The organism is Streptomyces sp. NPDC093544 (assembly GCF_040683495.1).
GTDB lineage: Bacteria > Actinomycetota > Actinomycetes > Streptomycetales > Streptomycetaceae > Streptomyces.
Genome location: NZ_JBFBEA010000004.1, coordinates 40,294 through 56,997 on the forward strand (window position 1 = coordinate 40,294; position 16,704 = coordinate 56,997).

At 71.5% G+C, this 16,704-nt stretch carries 15 protein-coding genes; 5 read left to right on the forward strand and 10 right to left on the reverse strand.

The window, feature by feature from the left end; translation table 11 throughout:
• Positions 1-5: 5 nt before the first annotated feature.
• From AB0N66_RS06390 to AB0N66_RS06400, 3 genes are read right to left on the reverse strand one after another with little or no spacing between them, the layout of a single operon-like run.
• Complete coding sequence (locus AB0N66_RS06390; protein ID WP_365429585.1) at positions 6-1,778, reverse strand: L-aspartate oxidase; 1,773 nt, start codon at positions 1,776-1,778, stop codon at positions 6-8.
• Positions 1,775-2,788: a pantoate--beta-alanine ligase gene (gene panC, locus AB0N66_RS06395; protein ID WP_365429587.1), complete on the reverse strand. Its 1,014-nt coding sequence runs from the start codon at positions 2,786-2,788 to the stop codon at positions 1,775-1,777. Before panC ends, AB0N66_RS06390 begins: the two co-directional genes overlap by 4 nt.
• Complete coding sequence (locus AB0N66_RS06400; RefSeq protein ID WP_365429589.1) at positions 2,785-3,717, reverse strand: DUF2520 domain-containing protein; 933 nt, start codon at positions 3,715-3,717, stop codon at positions 2,785-2,787. The genes panC and AB0N66_RS06400 overlap by 4 nt, the downstream gene beginning before the upstream one ends.
• Positions 3,718-3,902: 185 nt before the next feature.
• Between AB0N66_RS06400 and AB0N66_RS06405 the strand changes: the two genes are divergently transcribed.
• A complete protein-coding gene (locus tag AB0N66_RS06405; RefSeq protein ID WP_365429591.1) occupies positions 3,903-5,123 on the forward strand; it encodes a beta-eliminating lyase-related protein in 1,221 nt (406 codons plus the stop codon).
• Between the two features lie 10 nt (positions 5,124-5,133).
• On the opposite strand, the gene AB0N66_RS06410 is transcribed toward AB0N66_RS06405, so the two are convergent.
• Positions 5,134-5,337: a hypothetical protein gene (locus AB0N66_RS06410; RefSeq protein WP_365429592.1), complete on the reverse strand. Its 204-nt coding sequence runs from the start codon at positions 5,335-5,337 to the stop codon at positions 5,134-5,136.
• 158 nt (positions 5,338-5,495) lie between these two features.
• Between AB0N66_RS06410 and AB0N66_RS06415 the strand changes: the two genes are divergently transcribed.
• Entirely contained in the window at positions 5,496-6,602 is a 1,107-nt protein-coding gene (locus AB0N66_RS06415; RefSeq protein WP_365429594.1) for a DUF5937 family protein, read from the forward strand.
• 124 nt (positions 6,603-6,726) lie between these two features.
• Here the strand turns inward: AB0N66_RS06415 and AB0N66_RS06420 are convergent, their stop codons facing one another.
• From AB0N66_RS06420 to AB0N66_RS06430, 3 genes are all read right to left on the reverse strand, one after another.
• A complete protein-coding gene (locus AB0N66_RS06420) occupies positions 6,727-7,359 on the reverse strand; it encodes an AAA family ATPase (RefSeq protein WP_365429596.1) in 633 nt (210 codons plus the stop codon).
• A gap of 58 nt (positions 7,360-7,417) precedes the next feature.
• A complete protein-coding gene (locus AB0N66_RS06425; RefSeq protein ID WP_365429598.1) occupies positions 7,418-8,089 on the reverse strand; it encodes a response regulator transcription factor in 672 nt (223 codons plus the stop codon).
• A 97-nt stretch (positions 8,090-8,186) separates the two neighbouring features.
• A complete protein-coding gene (locus AB0N66_RS06430; protein WP_365429600.1) occupies positions 8,187-9,395 on the reverse strand; it encodes a sensor histidine kinase in 1,209 nt (402 codons plus the stop codon).
• A 118-nt stretch (positions 9,396-9,513) separates the two neighbouring features.
• Between AB0N66_RS06430 and AB0N66_RS06435 the strand changes: the two genes are divergently transcribed.
• Positions 9,514-10,665: an SAM-dependent methyltransferase gene (locus AB0N66_RS06435; protein WP_365429602.1), complete on the forward strand. Its 1,152-nt coding sequence runs from the start codon at positions 9,514-9,516 to the stop codon at positions 10,663-10,665.
• On the opposite strand, the gene AB0N66_RS06440 is transcribed toward AB0N66_RS06435, so the two are convergent.
• On the reverse strand, positions 10,630-11,781 hold the full coding sequence (locus AB0N66_RS06440) for an NADH-quinone oxidoreductase subunit D (protein WP_365429604.1): 1,152 nt from the start codon (positions 11,779-11,781) through the stop codon (positions 10,630-10,632). The genes AB0N66_RS06435 and AB0N66_RS06440 overlap by 36 nt on opposite strands.
• A 31-nt stretch (positions 11,782-11,812) precedes the next feature.
• Between AB0N66_RS06440 and AB0N66_RS06445 the strand changes: the two genes are divergently transcribed.
• Positions 11,813-12,316: a PH domain-containing protein gene (locus AB0N66_RS06445; RefSeq protein ID WP_365429606.1), complete on the forward strand. Its 504-nt coding sequence runs from the start codon at positions 11,813-11,815 to the stop codon at positions 12,314-12,316.
• Entirely contained in the window at positions 12,313-13,653 is a 1,341-nt protein-coding gene (locus AB0N66_RS06450; protein ID WP_365429608.1) for a PH domain-containing protein, read from the forward strand. Before AB0N66_RS06445 ends, AB0N66_RS06450 begins: the two co-directional genes overlap by 4 nt.
• A gap of 77 nt (positions 13,654-13,730) precedes the next feature.
• Here AB0N66_RS06450 and AB0N66_RS06455 read toward each other — a convergent pair whose 3' ends face one another.
• Both AB0N66_RS06455 and AB0N66_RS06460 read right to left on the reverse strand, forming a co-directional pair.
• Positions 13,731-15,338, reverse strand: coding sequence for a hypothetical protein (locus tag AB0N66_RS06455; protein WP_365429610.1), 1,608 nt, complete (start codon positions 15,336-15,338; stop codon positions 13,731-13,733).
• Positions 15,339-15,574: 236 nt separating this feature from the next.
• Entirely contained in the window at positions 15,575-16,696 is a 1,122-nt protein-coding gene (locus tag AB0N66_RS06460) for an alpha/beta hydrolase-fold protein (protein ID WP_365429612.1), read from the reverse strand.
• Positions 16,697-16,704: the final 8 nt, after the last annotated feature.

The following is a 16,704-nucleotide window of genomic DNA, read 5'->3' on the forward strand; positions in this document are numbered from 1 at the left end:
TGCTGTCACTGCTCCTGGGGGCGGGACTGACGGTCCTGGCGGTTCTGCCGGGTCGGGGGGAAGTCTGCTGTGTCGGTGGTGTGTACGGCGAGCGTCCGGTCGGGATTCAGCCGTACGACGATGTGGCGGCGCCAGTCCGTGTCGTCCCGGTCGGCGTGGTCCTCGCGCCAGTGACAGCCGCGGGTCTCCTCGCGGAGATGGGCGGCGGTGACCAGGACCCGGGCCACGCTCAGGAGGTTGGTGGCCTCCCAGGTGTCGACGCCGGGCTCGGCGGTCTTGCCGTTCTCGTCGAGGGCGTCGCGGGCGTCGGCATGCAGCCGCTGGAGGCGGTCGGCGGCGGTGGCGAGGGAGGCGGCCGATCGCAGCACGCCGGCGCCGTCCGTCATGATCCGCTGGATCGCGAACCTGGCCTCCGGGGCGAGCAGCGGGTGCGCGGGCTTCTCGGGGTGCGGGACCGGTTCGGGCACGCGCGCGTGGAGGCGGTTCTCCCCGTGCCGGGTCGCGATGTCCGCCGCGATGCGCTCCGCGTAGACCAGGCCCTCCAGGAGGGAGTTGGAGGCCAGCCGGTTGGCGCCGTGCACGCCGGTGCAGGCGACCTCGCCGCACGCGTACAGGCCCGGCACCGTGCTGCGGCCCAGGGCGTCCGTGCGGACGCCTCCGGAGGCGTAGTGGGCGGCCGGGGCGACCGGGACGGGCTCGGTCACCGGGTCGATGCCGTGGGCGCGGCAGGCGGCCAGGATCGTCGGGAAGCGGTGCTCCCACATGTCGGCGCCGAAGTGCCGGGCGTCGAGGAACATGTGCTCGGCGCCCTGCTCCTGCATGCGGCGCATGATGCCCTTGGCGACGATGTCCCGGGGCGCCAGCTCGGCGAGCTCGTGCTGTCCGACCATGAAGCGCACGCCGTCCGCGTCGACCAGGTGGGCGCCCTCGCCGCGTACCGCCTCGGAGACGAGCGGCTGCTGGCCCTCGGCGTCCGCGCCCAGGAAGAGCACGGTCGGGTGGAACTGCACGAATTCGAGGTCGGAGACCTCGGCGCCCGCGCGCAGGGCCAGTGCCACGCCGTCGCCCGTCGACACCGACGGGTTGGTCGTGGCGGAGAAGACCTGGCCGATGCCGCCGGTCGCGAGGACCACGGCGGGGGCGTGCACGGCTCCCACGCCGTCGTGCTGGCCCTCGCCCATGACGTGCAGGGTCACACCCGCGGTGCGGCCCTCGGCGTCCGTGAGGAGGTCCAGGACGAGTGCGTTCTCGACGGTAGGCAAGCCACGCGCGCGTACGGCCTCGACGAGCGCCCGGGAGATCTCGGCGCCGGTCGCGTCGCCGCCGGCATGCGCGATCCGGCGGCGGTGGTGGCCGCCCTCGCGGGTCAGTTCCAGGGCGCCCTCGGCGGACTCGTCGAAGTGGGCGCCGGTCTCGATGAGGCGGCGTACGGCGTCGGGGCCCTCGGTGACGAGGATGCGTACGGCCTCCTCGTCGCACAGGCCCACGCCTGCCACCAGGGTGTCGTCGAGGTGCTGCTCCGGGGTGTCGCCCTCGCCGAGGGCCGCGGCGATGCCGCCCTGCGCCCAGCGGGTGGAGCCGTCGTCCAGGCGGGCCTTGGTGACGACGACGGTCCGCAGACCGGCGGCCTCGCAGCGGAGGGCGGTGGTGAGGCCCGCGACGCCGGAGCCGACGACCACGACGTCGGCGGTGAGGGCCCAGCCGGGGGCGGGCGCGTGCAGTCGTATGCCGGTACCAGTGCTCTTACCGGTACCCGTACCTGTGCCTTTGCCGGTCACGAGGCGGCTCCGAAGGTGAGGGGGATGTTGTCGATCAGGCGGGTCGTCCCGACCCGGGCGGCGACGGCGAGGACCGCCTCGCCGGTGAAGTCCTCGTCGATCTCGGTGAAGTCGGACGGGTCGACCAGGGCCAGGTAGTCCAGGACCAGGGGTGGCTGCATACGGGCGGCCTCGTCGAGGACGAGGCGGGCCGCCGCGCGGACACCGGAGGGAACGCCGGGGGCGGCCTTCGCGACGGCGTGCGCGTCGGCTGCCGCGCGGGACTCACCGATCGCGCTGAGGGCCTCGGCACGCGCGTGCGTGGCGGGCACTTCACGGGCACGCGCGCGCAGGGCCTCCTGGGCGGCGTGCCGGTCGCGGCCCGCGAACAGGGCCCCCGAGAGGGCGAGCGCGGTGCGCCGCTCCTGGGGGGAGAGGTAGCGGTTGCGGCTGGAGAGGGCGAGCCCGTCCTCCTCGCGCACGGTGGGCACGCCGACGATCTCCACGCCGAAGTTCAGGTCGCGCGCCATGCGCCGGATCAGGGCCAGTTGCTGGGCGTCCTTCTGCCCGTACAGCGCCACGTCGGGCCGGGTGAGGTGCAGCAGCTTGGCGACGACGGTGAGCACGCCGTCGAAGTGCCCTGGGCGGGTGGCTCCTTCGAGGAGCCCGCCCATGGGGCCCGCGCTGACCCGGACCTGGGGTTCGCCACCCGGGTAGACCTCGTCCACGGAGGGGGCGAGCACGACGTCCGCGCCCGCCTCTTCGGAGATCTTGAGGTCGGCGTCGAGGGTGCGCGGGTAGCGGTCGAGGTCCTCGCCCTCGCCGAACTGGAGGGGGTTCACGAAGACGGTGACGATCACGAACCCCTTGCTGCCGACGTGCTCGCGAGCAGCCCGGATCAGGGTGGCGTGACCCTCGTGGAGGGCGCCCATCGTCATAACGACGGCGGTGTGTCCCGGCACCGCGAGATGTGCGCGCGCGTCCTCCAGGTCCTCGGCGTCGCGCAGAAGTCCCCACCGGCGGCTGCTCATCGGTCATCCCCGTCCTCGGGCAGGGACGCCCCGTCGGCGAGTACCCCGAGCAGGTCCTCGGCGAGTTCCGGCTTGAGCAGCCCGTGGGCGAGCGCGCGGTCGGCGGTCGCGCGGGCCATCGCCAGGTAGCCGGGGACGGTCCCTGGGGCGTGCTTGCGCAGCTCCGCGACGTGCGCGGCGACCGTGCCCGCGTCGCCGCGCGCGACGGGCCCGGTGAGGGCCGCGTCGCCCGACCTCAGCGCGTTGTCCAGGGCGGCGCCAAGGAGCGGGCCCAGCATCCGGTCGGGGGCTTCGACGCCCGCGGCGCGCAACAGTTCCATGGACTCGGCGACCAGGGTCACCAGGTGGTTGGCGCCGAGCGCGAGGGCCGCGTGGTAGAGCGGCCGGCTCTCCTCGGCGATCCACTCGGGCTCGCCGCCCATCTCGATCACCAGGGCCTCGGCGGCCAGCCGCAGCTCCTCGGGCGCGGTGACCCCGAAGGAGCATCCGACGAGCCGCTGTACGTCCACGGGGGTGCCGGTGAACGTCATCGCGGGGTGCAGTGCGAGCGGCAGCGCGCCGGCCCTGAGCGCCGGATCGAGCACATGCGCGCCGTACCGCCCCGAGGTGTGCACGAGCAGCTGCCCGGGCCGCACGGCCCCGGTCTCCACGAGCCCTTCCACGAGCCCCGGCAGGGCGTCGTCGGGGACGGTCAGCAGCACCAGGTCCGCCCGCGCCATGACCTGCGCGGGGGTCACCAGTGGCACGTCGGGCAGCAGCTGCGCGGCCCGCCGTACGGAGGCGTCGGAGACTCCGGAGACGGCCACCGGGCGGTGCCCGGCGAGCTGGAGGGCGGCGGCCAGGGTGGGGCCCACCCGGCCGGCGCCGACGACGCCGACGGTGAGCCGCGCGGGGCGGTCCCTGGGATCTGGCGGTTGGAATGTACTCACTCGACGACGGCCTTCCCGTTCCAGTCCGCTCGGGGTACCGGACGATGTACCGGACGATTTCTCGTCATGTTAACGCGATTGGTTCGAGGGGCGTTTTCGTTGTCCACAGGCTGTGGGTTTCCGCAGGTCGCGAGGGTACGGAAATCGGGATGCCGCAACGGCCTCGCTCGCGGCATCATCCGGGGATGAGCGATACGGCGAGCGATAAGGCTGCAGAAGCCGCAGTTCCGGTGGAACAACCCGCGGAAGAGACGGCTGAGCAGGCCGAGGAAGAGACGGCTGAGCAGAAGCGCGAGCGCCGTGTCGCCGCCTGGCGGGCCGCTCGGCGGGTGCTGTGGCACCCCAGCTACCAGAGCACGGTCCGCGACCGGCTGGCGTGGCTGAACGACGGGGCCGAGGGCGTGTACGACCTCGACCAGCCGGTCGACATGTACGGCGACCGGCTCGTCGAGACCCTGGAGGAGCGGGTCGCGGGCCTGCTCGGCAAGGAGGCCGCCGCCTTCTTCCCCACCGGCACCATGGCCCAGCAGATCGCCCTGCGCTGCTGGGCGGGCCGCACCGGGAACCCGACCGTCGCGCTGCATGAGCTGAGCCACCCGGAGATGCATGAGCGGCATGCGTTCAGCCAGGTCAGCGGCCTACGCCCGGTGCATGTGACGTACGAGCCCCGGCTGCCGACCGCCGAGGAGATACAGGATTTCGCGGAGCCCTTCGGCACGCTGATGCTCGAACTGCCGCTCAGGGAGGCCGGTTTCGTGCTGCCGTCCTGGGAGGAGCTTTCCGAAACCGTCGAGGCCGCGCGGGAACGTGACGCGGTGGTGCACTTCGACGGGGCCCGGCTGTGGGAGTGCACCGCCCACTTCGGCCGCCCCCTGGACGAGATCGCGAGCCTCGCGGACAGCGTCTACGTGTCGTTCTACAAGTCGCTCGACGGGCTCGGCGGGGCGGCGATCGCGGGCCCGAAGACGCTGATCGACGAGGCGAAGACCTGGCGGCACCGGTACGGCGGCATGGTCCTCCAGCAGTTCCCGACCGTCCTGGCGGCGCTCATCGGTCTGGAGCGGGAGTTGCCCCGGCTGCCGGAATACGTGGCCCACGCGCGCGTGGTCGCCGCCGCCCTGCGTGATGGGTTCACGGAGGCCGGTGTCCCCTGGGTACGCGTCCACCCCGAGGAACCGCACACCCACCAGTTCCAGATCTGGCTGCCGTACGACCCCGACGTCCTCGGCGACGCGGGGCTGCGGCAGACCGAGGAGACGAAGACCGGCCTGTTCGCGCAGGGCTGGGCGCGGAGCGGCCCGGGACTGGCGTACACCGAGATCACGGTGGCGGCGCCCGGCCTGGAGTGGACGGCTGAGGACGTCAAGGCGGCCGTACGGGACTTCGTGGAGCGGCTGCCCCGCTGACGACCGCCGGTCACCGACCGGCGTGCAGCCACCGGCCCAGGGTTTCCCGTACCCGCCCATGGGCCGGGCGGCCCGCCAGGACCGCGCGGAACCGCCGGTGGTCGCGCAGCTCGCGCACGACCTGCCAGTCGTGCCTGCCGGGTGCCGGCGGGACGGGCTCGCCGTGCTGCCGCGCCCGGTAGGTGTCGAGGAGGTACTGCTGGGTGACGCTCATGGCGGATCGCCTCTCGGGACGGGGAAGGGGATCCGTGGGCCCCGCGCGGTATGCCCCGGTGATCCCAGACTGCGCCTGCTCACGGCGTACGTCGCCTCGATTGACGGCCTCAGTCAATCGACGGCGGCGTTGTCAGTGGTGGGGTGCACCATGAGGTCATGAGCGTGCACATCGACATCACCGGGCTGCGGCGGGAGGACATCGCCGTCGTGCCGTCACCGCTGGCCGAGCTCGGGATGGCGCTGCACGCCCTGTCCGAGCCGGGGCACCACCCCGGCCTGCAGGGCTGGGCGACGGGAGTGACCGCACGGCTGCAGCCTGATCTCGCGGACCGGATGTGCGAGGCGGACTTCCTGTGGCGGACGACGTTCTCGGACCTGTTCCTGCCCGCCGCCGGGATTCCGGGCAGGACCACGCTGCCGGGCGCGACGCTCGCCGAGGACCTGGACCTGCTGGACAAGCTGACGGACGAACAGTTCGTGGACGCGGCCCTGGAGTTCACCTGCGTGCCGGCGTACGACTCGCACGGACCCGCCGCGCTCTCCGACCCGGAGTTGCGCCGCCGCGCGCTGGAGCTCGCCGCCTCGCGCGGGCCGCAACAGGCGCGGTTCACCAAACGGCTGCTCGACGATCCACCGAGCGTCCGGGCCTGGCTGAGGCGGTTCCTGGAGGACTGCGACGATGCCTTCTTCGCCGAGGCCTGGTCGCGCCTGCGCCACCAGCTCGCGGCGGACGCCCGGCACAAGACGGAGTTGCTGCGGCACAAGGGCCTGGGCGAGGCGCTGGCCTCGGTGTCCCCCGCGACGGCGCTGGACGAGACGGCCGGGCGGATCACCGTCGACAAGCTGGCCGAGGGCCGTACGGTCACCGCGGACGGCGGCCTCCTGCTCGTGCCCACCAGCCTGGGCTGGCCTCATCTCATGGTGCTGCACCGATACGGCTGGCAGCCGGTGCTGCACTACCCGGTCAGCTCTCCCGAGCTCGCCGCCCCGCCCTCGGTCGAGCAGCTGACCCTGCGGATGACCGCGTTGTCCCACCCGGTCCGGATGCGGATCTGCCGCCACCTGGCCCGTAGCGCGTACACCACGGGCGAGCTGGCGCAGGTGCACGGGATGAGCGCCCCCGAGATATCCCGGCACCTGGCCGTGCTCAAGAAGGCGGGCCTGGTCACCACGCGGCGCCGGGGCCGGTATGTGCTGCACCAGCTGGACGTCACCGTCGTGGCCCGGCTGGGAAGCGACTTCCTGGAGGGGATCCTGCGCTGAGCCTTGCCTCTGAAGGGGATCCAGGCCTTTGGAGGGTATCCAGCGAGAACTTCCAGGGGGCACCTCAGCCGAACCGGATGTGCCGCGGGGTACCTCAGTCGAACCGGATGTGCCGCGGGGTACCTCAGTCGAACCGGATGTGCCGCGCGCCCGTCCACGCCCGCCGCAGCCGCCCCCGCACGAGCCCGTCCCGGTTCGGTGTGAGGGTGAGGCCCGCCAGTACCGCGATCCGGTCCGCCGTCTTGGCGACCGTCGTGTTGTCGGTCCACAGATGCTCGGCGAACTCCGGCTCGCGCAGCCGCTCCAGGCAGTGGTCGAGCTGCTGCACGGCCCAAGTCTCGCGGCGCAGCGGGGCGGCCTTGCCGGCGACGTAACCGAGGAGGTGTCCGAAGCCACGTTCGCGCAGCCGCTTCAGTACGGTCTCGCGTTCGGCGAGGAGCGCGAAGTGGCGTACGTCGTGGCCCAGTTCGCGCAGCTGCCCGACGGTCTCCTCGAAGTAGCGGGGATTCGTGACCGTCATGGGGGCGATGACCACACCGTCGTGCTTGCTGAGGGCGAGGTCGAGCACCTCGACCACGCCCTGCCGCCAGGACGTCAAGTCCCGGAAGTCGCCCCGCAGTTCGGGCGGCAGCATGCGGTGCAGACCGAATCCGGCGTGTTCCGGGTCGCAGACGACGCTGTCCGGCAGCCGTCGCTGGATCTCGTGTGCGGTCTGTGTCTTGCCGCCCCCGAAGGGGCCGTTGATCCACAGGAGCATGCGCAGACCCTAGTGGGCGCCGGTCACGCGCCGGTCACGCCCCCCGTGGTCCACACCGTCAGCCCTGCCCGCCCGCCCGCACCAGCCCCGTCTCGTACGCCAGGACGACCACCTGCACCCGGTCGCGCAGCCCCAGCTTCGTCAGGATGCGCCCGACGTGCGTCTTCACGGTCGCCTCGGAGAGCACCAGGCGGGCCGCGATCTCCCCGTTCGAGAGGCCCTGCGCGACCAGGATCATGACCTCGCGCTCGCGGCCGGTGAGCCGCTCCAGCTCCTTGTGCTGGGGCTCCTTGCCGGCGTGCGGCAGCAGCGGCGCGAACCGGTCGAGCAGGCGCCGGGTGGTGGAGGGCGCGACCACGGCGTCGCCGCTGTGCACGGAGCGGATGGCGGTGAGGAGTTCACCGGGCGGCACGTCCTTGAGCATGAAGCCGGAGGCGCCTGCCTTCAGCCCCGAGAAGGCGTACTCGTCGAGGTCGAAGGTGGTGAGGATCAGCACCTTCGGCGGATTGGGGTCCGAGCAGATACGCCGGGTCGCCTCGACACCGTCCAGCTTCGGCATGCGTACGTCCATCAGCACCACGTCGACCTCGGTCGCGCGCAGCACCTGGAGGGCCTCGACGCCGTCGCCCGCCTCGGCCACGACCTCCATGTCCGGCTGGGCGTCAAGCACCATCCGGAAACCGGTGCGCAGCAGCACCTGGTCGTCGACGAGCATCACGCGGATCGCCATCGGGGGCCTCTTCCGTTTCCGTCAAAAGTCAAAATCAGGGTCAAAATCAAGGTCAAGGTCAAGGTCAGCAGGGGGTCGCTGAGGGGGGCTACAGGTGTCAGTGAGCGGGCTTGAGCGGGAGCAGGGCGCTGATGCGGAAGCCGCCGCCGGGACGCGGCCCCGCGTCCAGGGTGCCGCCGACCATACCGACGCGCTCCCGCATACCGATCAGGCCGTGTCCCTGGCCGTCGGCGCCCCCCTCCTCGTACAGCTCGTGGGGTGCGCCCTTGCCGTCGTCCTCGACGAGCAGTCCGAGGCCGTCGTCGAAGTAGACCAGGCGCACGCTGGCGCCCGTGTTCGGGCCGCCGTGCTTGCGCGTGTTGGTGAGCGCCTCCTGCACGATGCGGTACGCCGTGAGTTCGACGCCGCTGGGGAGGGGGCGCGGGGTGCCCTCCACCTTGAAGTCGACGGGGAGGCCCGAGGTACGGCACTGCGCGATGAGGTCGTCGAGCTGCTCGACGTCGGGCTGCGGCACGTACTCGCCGCTTTCCTGGTGCTCACCGGTGCGCAGTACGCCGAGCAGGCGGCGCATCTCGGCGAGGGCCTGGCGGCCGGTTCCCGAGATGGTCTCCAGGGCCTTCCTGGCCTGTTCCGGGGCGGTGTCCATGACGTACGCGGCGCCGTCGGCCTGGACCACCATCACCGAGACGTTGTGCGCGACGACGTCGTGCAGTTCGCGGGCGATCCGGGCGCGCTCGGCGGCGACCGCGACCTTGGACTGCGCCTCGCGCTCCTTCTCCAGGCGGGCGGCGCGCTCCTCCAGCTGGGCGAGGTAGGCGCGGCGGGTGCGGATGGAGTCGCCGAGCACCCAGGCGAGCGCGAAGGGCACCGTCTGGAAGACGGCTATCAGGACAATGCCCAGCGCGCTCGTGTGCGTCTGGGGCCAGCGGATCTGCGAGATGGTTCCCGCGGCCAGACCGCCGGTCAGCGCGAAGCGGGAGGCCCAGCGGGCGCCGTCCGCGGCGACGGTGTAGATGATCACCAGCATCGCGAAGTCGGCCGCCATCACCTCCGTATCGGCGGCCAGCTGTACGACACCCATCGCGGCGACCAGGAGCAGCATCTTCTCGGGCATCCGGCGGCGCAGCGCGACGGCCAGGCACAGGACGACGGCGATCGGGAGGGCCACCTCGGGCGACCCGTGGTAGTTCTCCCGGGCCCCCGCGACACTGCTGAGATTCACGCCGGTGATCCCGAGCAGGACGACAGCCCAGAAGCTGTCGACCCACGTCGGGTGCCTGCGGAGGAAGTCATAGAGGCGCTGCACGTAACCCAGAGTAGGGAAGCGTGCAGTGTGCAGGGGTCAACCGGAGGATCGATCCGCAACCGCCGCGCGTACTCCCCAAGGTGGAGGCCCGGGGGTCCCCGCCGCTTAGCCTGACTCCGTGAGACGTGAGGAAACGGACGGGTTCCGGGGCTGGCGCGAGGCGACGGAGGAAGCCCTGTACGGCCCCGGCGGCTTCTACCGCAGGCCCGAGGGGCCCGCGGGCCACTTCCGCACCTCGGTGCACGCCTCGCCGCTCTTCGCGGGTGCCGTGGCCCGGCTGCTGTGCCAGGTCGACGAGGTGCTGGACCACCCCTCCTCGCTCGCCTTCGTCGACATGGCGGCGGGCCGCGGCGAGCTCGTGACCGCCGTCCTCGCCGCACTCCCCGCCGAAGTGGCCTCCCGCGCGCGCGGGTACGCCGTCGAACGCGCCGACCGCCCCGCCGGTCTTGATCACCGGATCGAGTGGCTCGCGGAGCCTCCGAAGGGCGTCACCGGGCTGCTGTTCGCCAACGAATGGCTGGACAACGTGCCCGTGGAGGTCGCCGAGGTGGACTCGGAGGGCGTGGCGCGCCGGGTTCTCGTACGCCGGGACGGGACCGAACGCCTCGGGAAGGCCGTCGCGGAAGCGGAAACGGATCCTGAAACGGGTGCGGAAGCGGAAGCGGAAGCGGAATGGCTGCGGAAGTGGTGGCCACTGTCCTCCGAAGGAGCCTGCGTGCCGTCCGAAGGCGCCCGCATGCCGTTCGAAGGAGCCCGCATGCCATCCGAAGGCGCCCGTGCCGAAATCGGGCTACCCAGGGATGTCGCCTGGGCCTCCGCCGTCGCCTCCCTCGGACGGGGTCTCGCCGTGGCCGTCGACTACGCACACACCGTCGGCGCGCGGCCACCGTTCGGGACCCTCACCGGCTTCCGGGAGGGGCGGGAGACGGTGCCCGTCCCGGACGGCTCCTGCGACATCACCGCGCATGTGGCGCTGGATGCGTGCGCGCTGCCCGGGGGGCGCGTGGTGACCCAGCGGGACGCGCTGCGCGCGCTGGGTGTGAGCGGCGCACGCCCAGCGCTCGCCCTCGCGTCCACAGACCCCGCCGCGTACGTGCGCGCCCTCGCGAGCGCCGGCGCGGCGGCCGAACTGACCGCGCCCGGCGGCCTGGGCGACTTCGGCTGGCTGCTCCAGCCGGTCGGGCTCGACGATGGAACCCGACTTCTCGATCGAACCCGCCTTCTCGATCGAGCCCTACTTGTCGATGTCCCCGACCACGAAGAACAGTGACCCCAGGATCGCCACCATGTCCGAGACCAGCGTGCCCGGCAGCAGTTCGGTGAGCGCCTGGATGTTGTTGAACGAGGCCGAGCGCAGCTTCAGCCGGTACGGGGTCTTCTCGCCCTTGCTGACCAGGTAGTAGCCGTTGATGCCGAGGGGATTCTCGGTCCAGGCGTACGTGTGGCCCTCGGGCGCCTTCAGGACCTTGGGCAGCCGCTGGTTGATCGGGCCCGGCGGAAGGTCCGCGAGCCGGTCGAGGCAGGCGTCCGCGAGGTCCAGCGCGTTGTGGGTCTGCTCCAGGAGGCACTCGAAGCGGGCCAGACAGTCGCCCTCCTGACGGGTGACCACCTTCAGGGTGTCCTGGAGTTCCCCGTACGCGAGATACGGCTCGTCCCGGCGGAGGTCGAAGTCGACCCCGGAGGCGCGTGCGATCGGCCCGCTCACGCCGTACGAGTGCACGGCCGCCGGCGTGAGCTCCCCCACGCCCCGCGTACGCCCCCTGAAGATCTCGTTGCCGAGCACCAGGTCGTCGTACACGCTCATCCGCGAGCGCAGGGCGGTGACGGCGTCACGCGCGCGTCCCGTCCAGCCCGCCGGAAGGTCCTCCTTGAGGCCGCCGACCCGGTTGAACATGTAGTGCATGCGCCCGCCGGAGACCTCCTCCATGACCTGCTGGAGTTCTTCGCGCTCTGTGAAGGCGTAGAAGATCGGCGTGATTCCGCCCAGCTCCAGGGGGTACGAGCCCAGGAACATCAGGTGGTTCAGGACACGGTTCAGCTCCGCGAGCAGTGTGCGTGTCCACACCGCGCGCTGGGGGACCTCCATGCCGAGCATCCGCTCGACGGCGAGGACCACGCCCAGCTCGTTGGCGAAGGCGGACAGCCAGTCGTGGCGGTTGGCGAGCATGATGATCTGGCGGTAGTCGCGTGCCTCGAAGAGCTTCTCCGCGCCGCGGTGCATATAGCCGATGACCGGCTCCGCGCGCTGGATCCGCTCGCCGTCAAGCACGAGCTTCAACCGCAGCACACCGTGCGTGGACGGGTGCTGGGGCCCGATGTTGAGCACCATGTCGGTGCTCTCCGCGGCGCCGCCGATGCCGACCATGGTCTCCGTCGTGGGAGTCATGGGCACAGTGTCTCGTACGTACGCTTGCCACATGGAGACGGGGAGCATGGAGACCACCGGAAACACGGCGACCGAGCCGGTCTGGACCGGGCTGCCCAACGGGCTGCTGCGGATGCGGCGCCTGCTGCTGGTGGTGTGGCTGGGGCTGCTGACCATCGCGGTGGGTTTGCTGCTCGGGATGTTCGCCGGGCCCGTCTGGGCCGCCTTCGCCGTCCTGCCGCTGGCCCTGCTGGCGTGGGGCTGGCGAATGCTGGGGCGCAACTGGCAGTCCTGGCGGTACGCCGAGCGCGTGGACGACCTGCTGATCAGCAAGGGTGTGCTGTGGCGCGAGGAGACCGTGGTGCCGTACGGCCGGATGCAGTTGGTCGAGGTGACCTCAGGGCCCGTCGAGCGGCACTTCGGGCTCGCGAGCGTGCAGCTGCACACGGCGGCCGCGGCGACCGACGCGCGCATCCCCGGCCTCGACCCGGCCGAGGCCGAGCGTCTGCGCGACCGGCTCACCGAGCTGGGCGAGGCACGATCGGCAGGGCTGTGACGACGCCGCCCACGGCGCCTCTGGACGCCGGCAAGGACATAGCGGACGGGAAACCGCTCATCGAGCGGCGCCTGCACCCCGTGACGCCCCTGCGGCGCGCCTGGGCGCCGATCGCGGTGGTCGCCGGATGGGCCGTGCACGACCCCAACCAGGCACAGGAGCAACTGACCAAACTCGCCACCACCACGCTCCTCCTCGGGTTCGCCGCGGCCGTCCTGGGCGGCACCCTCTACGGCTTTCTGACCTGGTGGTTCACCCACTTCGCGGTGACCGACACCGAACTGCGCATCCGTACTGGCCTGTTGTTCCGGCGCACCGCGCACATCCGGCTCGACCGGCTCCAGGCCGTCGATGTCACCCAGCCCCTGCTGGCGCGCGTCGCGGGCGTCACCAAGCTCAAACTCGACGTCATCGGGACGGACAAGAAGGACGAACTGGCCTATCTGGGCGAGGCGGAGGCCCGCACTCTGCGCGCCGAACTGCTCGCCCGCGCGGCCGGTTTCGCCCCCGAGACCGCGCACGAGGTCGGCGAAGCGCCCGTACGGCAGCTGCTGCACGTGCCGGCGGGCAAGCTCGCCGTCTCCCTCGTACTCACCGGCGCCACCTGGGGAACGCTGGCCGCCGCGCTCGTCGTACCGTCGCTGCTGTGGCTGGCCACCCACAGCGTGTGGACGGTCCTCGCGACCGCGCTGCCACTGCTCGGCGCGGCGGGTGCGAGCAGCCTGGGTCGGTTCGTCAGCGAGTACGACTGGACGGTGGGCGAATCGCCGGACGGGCTCCGGATCGACCACGGGCTCCTGGACCGTACGCACGAGACGGTGCCGCCGGGACGCGTGCAGACCGTACGGATCGTCGAACCACTGCTGTGGCGGCGGCGCGACTGGGTGCGGGTGGAGCTGGACGTGGCCGGGTCCTCGAACTCCGTGCTCGTGCCGGTCGCTCCGCGCGAGGTCGCCGAGGCGATGATCGCGCGGGTACTGCCGGGGGTGACGGTGCCGGCCCTGTCACGGCCACCGCGCCGGGCCGGATGGTGCATGCCGTTCTGGTGGCGGGGGTACGGACTCGCGGTCACCGACACCGTCTTCGTGGCCCGCCACGGGCTGCTGCGCCGCAGCCTCGCGCTCGTGCCCCACGCGAAGGTCCAGAGCGTACGGCTGGAGCAGGGGCCCTGGGCCCGCTTCAAGGGGCTCGCCGACGTTCATGTGGACACGGGGGCCAACAAGACGGTGACGGCGCGCCTGCGGGACGCCTCCGAGGCGGCGGAACTGCTTCAGTCCCAGGCCGACCGGTCACGCACGGGGCGGCGGGAGGCCCGGCCGGACCGGTGGATGGCGTGAGTTGTCCTACGACGTGAGGGTGGGCGGTGGCTTGTGCGCCACCGCCCACCCTCACGTCGAAGGACCGCCGTTGTCTCTCAGGAAACCGCGCTTCGCAGCTCCGCCACGTCGATCCGCTCGGTCTCGTCATGGACGGTCAGGTCGATGACCTGGGCGACGCCACGGGTCTCCTCGTCAGCGGGCTTGAAGCCGGCCTCGGCCTCGGCCTTGTGCAGGGCGAGCGCCTCCTCGCCGACCACGTCCGCGAGGTCCTCGTTCTGCACGGCCTGCATCGTGTCCGGGGACTCCGTCTGCGTACCGAAGAAGTCGAAGCCACCCTCGACCGACGGACGCCGCACGGGCGCGGCCGGTACGACGGCCACCGCGGTCGGCACGGTGAAGTGCCCGGCGGACGGGGCGGGCTTCACCGGCTTGACGGGCTTCACCGGCTTCGAGGGGGCCGGGCGGTCCGGAGGCGTCGGCCGGTCCGGAGGCGTCGACGGCTGCGAGCGGTCTGTCGAATCCACGCTCTGGGGCGACGCCGAGGGCGGGGCCTGCGCAGGAGATGACGGGGAGGGCTTCGCCTTGGCGGGCAGGGCCTGCACAGACGGCGACGGAGAAGGCTTCACCTCGGCAGGCAGAGCCTGCACAGACGGCGACGGGGAGGGCTTCACCTCGGCGGGCAAAGCCTGCGCACGCGACGACGGAGAAGGCTTCGCCTCGGCGGCCGCGCGCTCATGTCCGCCGACCGCCTCGGGCTTCCCCGCTGCCTCACCCTCCTCCGCCGCGGTGCCGTCGGACGCACTCGCCCCGGTCTCCGCCTCGGCCCTGGCTTCCGCCTCAGCGTCCGTCGAACCGTCGTGCACCGACTCGCTCGGCGTCGATCCGTCCGGTTCCGGGTCGTTGTCGGCCTCCGGGGCGCCGTTCGCGATCCGGTTCAGCGCCGCGTTGGCCCGCAGGAAGAGCGACGAGCCGGTCGGGGAGAAGACCTCGGGGGAATTCGACGCATCCGTCTCACCCTGGTCCTCGTCGCCCTGGTCCTCGTCGCTCCGGCTCTCCTCGACCTGGCCCTCGGCTGCCTCGCCGGCGTCGACGGCATCGTCGGCGTCCGGTCCGCCGGCAACCGCCTCAGAAGCCTCAGCCGCATCAAGAGCCTCAAGCTCCTCAAGCACCTCGGACGATTCAGTCGCCTCAGAATCCTCCGGCTCCTCCGAAGCCGTCAGCGCGGCAGGCAGCTCGCGAGCCGGCTCCGTCGTCTCTATCTCGAGCAGCCGGCGCCCCTCAAGGGCGGTCGCCCGCTCCGTCTCGGCCGTGGCGTACCGCCGCAGCAGCGCCGCGTGTTCGTTGCGCAGGCCCGCCAACTCGGTCCGCTTCGCGCGCAGCTTGTGCTCCAGCTTGACCCGCAGCTCGCGCGACTCGTCGAGGTCGGTCTCCAGTTCGGCGACGCGCTCCTCGAAACGCCACTCGTCGCTCACTCGCGCGCGCTCGAGGTCAGCGACCTGTTTGCCCGCGGACCAGTCCCAGCGGCGCATGACGACCGCGCCGAGGACCGCCGTCAGCGCCGCACCCGCGGCCAGCCCGCGGAGCACCATCGACTCCGTGGACACCCAGGGCCCCACGGCGCAGACGAGCGAGACGCCGGCTATCGCCGACGGAGGCAGCAGCCTGTGCAGAGGCGGCGAATGACGGTGACGTCCACGTGGCATGGCCAGAAACTTACCGCGCGTAGGCGAATCTTGGTGCCCCGCCCGGTAAAAACACAGCCAGCTCGCAGCCTCCACACGACTCTGCAGCCCCTGTGGACACCCGCCCCCTTACTTGATCAAGCCCTTCGCCCCTTTTCTCCATGGTTTTCTCCACGGTGAGAAATTCCGTGAACGTCGCTGTGTATCCCGAACGTCGGCGTGCATTCGACCGGAGACCGATTTGAACGGCCGCCGGTTCAGCGGTCGCTCAGCCGCCCGCTCATCCACTCCAGCGTCCGCGGGATTTCGCGCCGCCAGGTGTTGAAGTTGTGACCGCCGCTGTCGAGGATGATCGACGAGATCCGGGTGGGCCTCTTCGACTTCACCAGCTCTATGAACTGCAACGTGTCCTGGTAGTCGGCCTCGCCCACCTTGCTGCTGCTGACGAGCAGTGAGGTGTCGGGCGCGAGCCTGTGCTTGAGGTACCACCGCAGGTCGGCGCTGTTCCGCAACTCCGTGTTCCCGTGGAAGAGGTCGCCCGTCGTGGGGTCGATCGGCGCCTTGTAGTACGCCGACAGACCCGCCCCCGCCGCGTACACCTCGGGGTGGTGGATGGCGAGTTTCAGAGCGCAATAGCCGCCCGTGGAGTCGCCGATGATGCCCCAGCTGCCGGGTTTTTCGCCCACCCTGTAGTGGGCCGATACGGCGTCGGGGAGATCCCTGGCGAAGAACGACTCGGTCTGCGGGCCACCCGGTATGTCCACGCACTCGGTATCGCGTGGAGGTGCGACGGTCGGCCGCAGCATGACCAGGATCATCGGCTGCATTGCGCCGTCCCTGGCCAACTCATGGGCCGTCTGCGGGTAATGCAGGCCCTTGATCAGTGCCTCGGCAGTTCCCGGGTATCCGGTGAGGACCGTGGCGGCCGGGAAGGTGCGGGTCCGATACCGCGACTGGAAGTACTCCGGAGGCAGATAGACGTACGCCGGAGTCGCGATGCGTGTCGTACGGCCCACGATGTCGATCTTCTGGATCTGCCCACCGACCCGTGGCCGGGAACCGCCCGCCACCTTCACCTCCTGGGTGTCGACCAGTTGGAGGGGACCGCCGCCCGGGCCGTCGTGGTCGACGACCACGCCCTCGCCGTTCTCCTGGCCGAAGAGGTCGGCCCAGCCGGCGTAGAAGCCGAACGCCTGGTTGGCGCAGAGGCCGACCGAGGCGAAGACCACCACCTGGGTGGTCAGCAACAGGCCGATCCGTCCGCTGACGGCCCGCCAGTTGCGCCGTGCCAGCCGCGGCCACAGCCACACCGTGCCGACGAACAGCAGCACGGCGAGCACGACCGCCGACACCAGCACGTTGTTACTCGTGAGACCCATGGGCTGTT

What these genes read in the sequence shown, in the direction of transcription:
- AB0N66_RS06445 (WP_365429606.1), top strand. Translation starts at nt 11,813, where the DNA reads ATGGAGACGGGGAGCATGGAGACCACCGGAAACACGGCGACCGAGCCG.
- panC (WP_365429587.1), bottom strand. Translation starts at nt 2,788, where the DNA reads ATGAGCAGCCGCCGGTGGGGACTTCTGCGCGACGCCGAGGACCTGGAG.
- AB0N66_RS06425 (WP_365429598.1), bottom strand. Translation starts at nt 8,089, where the DNA reads ATGGCGATCCGCGTGATGCTCGTCGACGACCAGGTGCTGCTGCGCACC.
- AB0N66_RS06415 (WP_365429594.1), top strand. Translation starts at nt 5,496, where the DNA reads ATGAGCGTGCACATCGACATCACCGGGCTGCGGCGGGAGGACATCGCC.
- AB0N66_RS06410 (WP_365429592.1), bottom strand. Translation starts at nt 5,337, where the DNA reads ATGAGCGTCACCCAGCAGTACCTCCTCGACACCTACCGGGCGCGGCAG.
- AB0N66_RS06455 (WP_365429610.1), bottom strand. Translation starts at nt 15,338, where the DNA reads ATGCCACGTGGACGTCACCGTCATTCGCCGCCTCTGCACAGGCTGCTG.
- AB0N66_RS06440 (WP_365429604.1), bottom strand. Translation starts at nt 11,781, where the DNA reads ATGACTCCCACGACGGAGACCATGGTCGGCATCGGCGGCGCCGCGGAG.
- AB0N66_RS06460 (WP_365429612.1), bottom strand. Translation starts at nt 16,696, where the DNA reads ATGGGTCTCACGAGTAACAACGTGCTGGTGTCGGCGGTCGTGCTCGCC.
- AB0N66_RS06405 (WP_365429591.1), top strand. Translation starts at nt 3,903, where the DNA reads ATGAGCGATACGGCGAGCGATAAGGCTGCAGAAGCCGCAGTTCCGGTG.
- AB0N66_RS06420 (WP_365429596.1), bottom strand. Translation starts at nt 7,359, where the DNA reads ATGCTCCTGTGGATCAACGGCCCCTTCGGGGGCGGCAAGACACAGACC.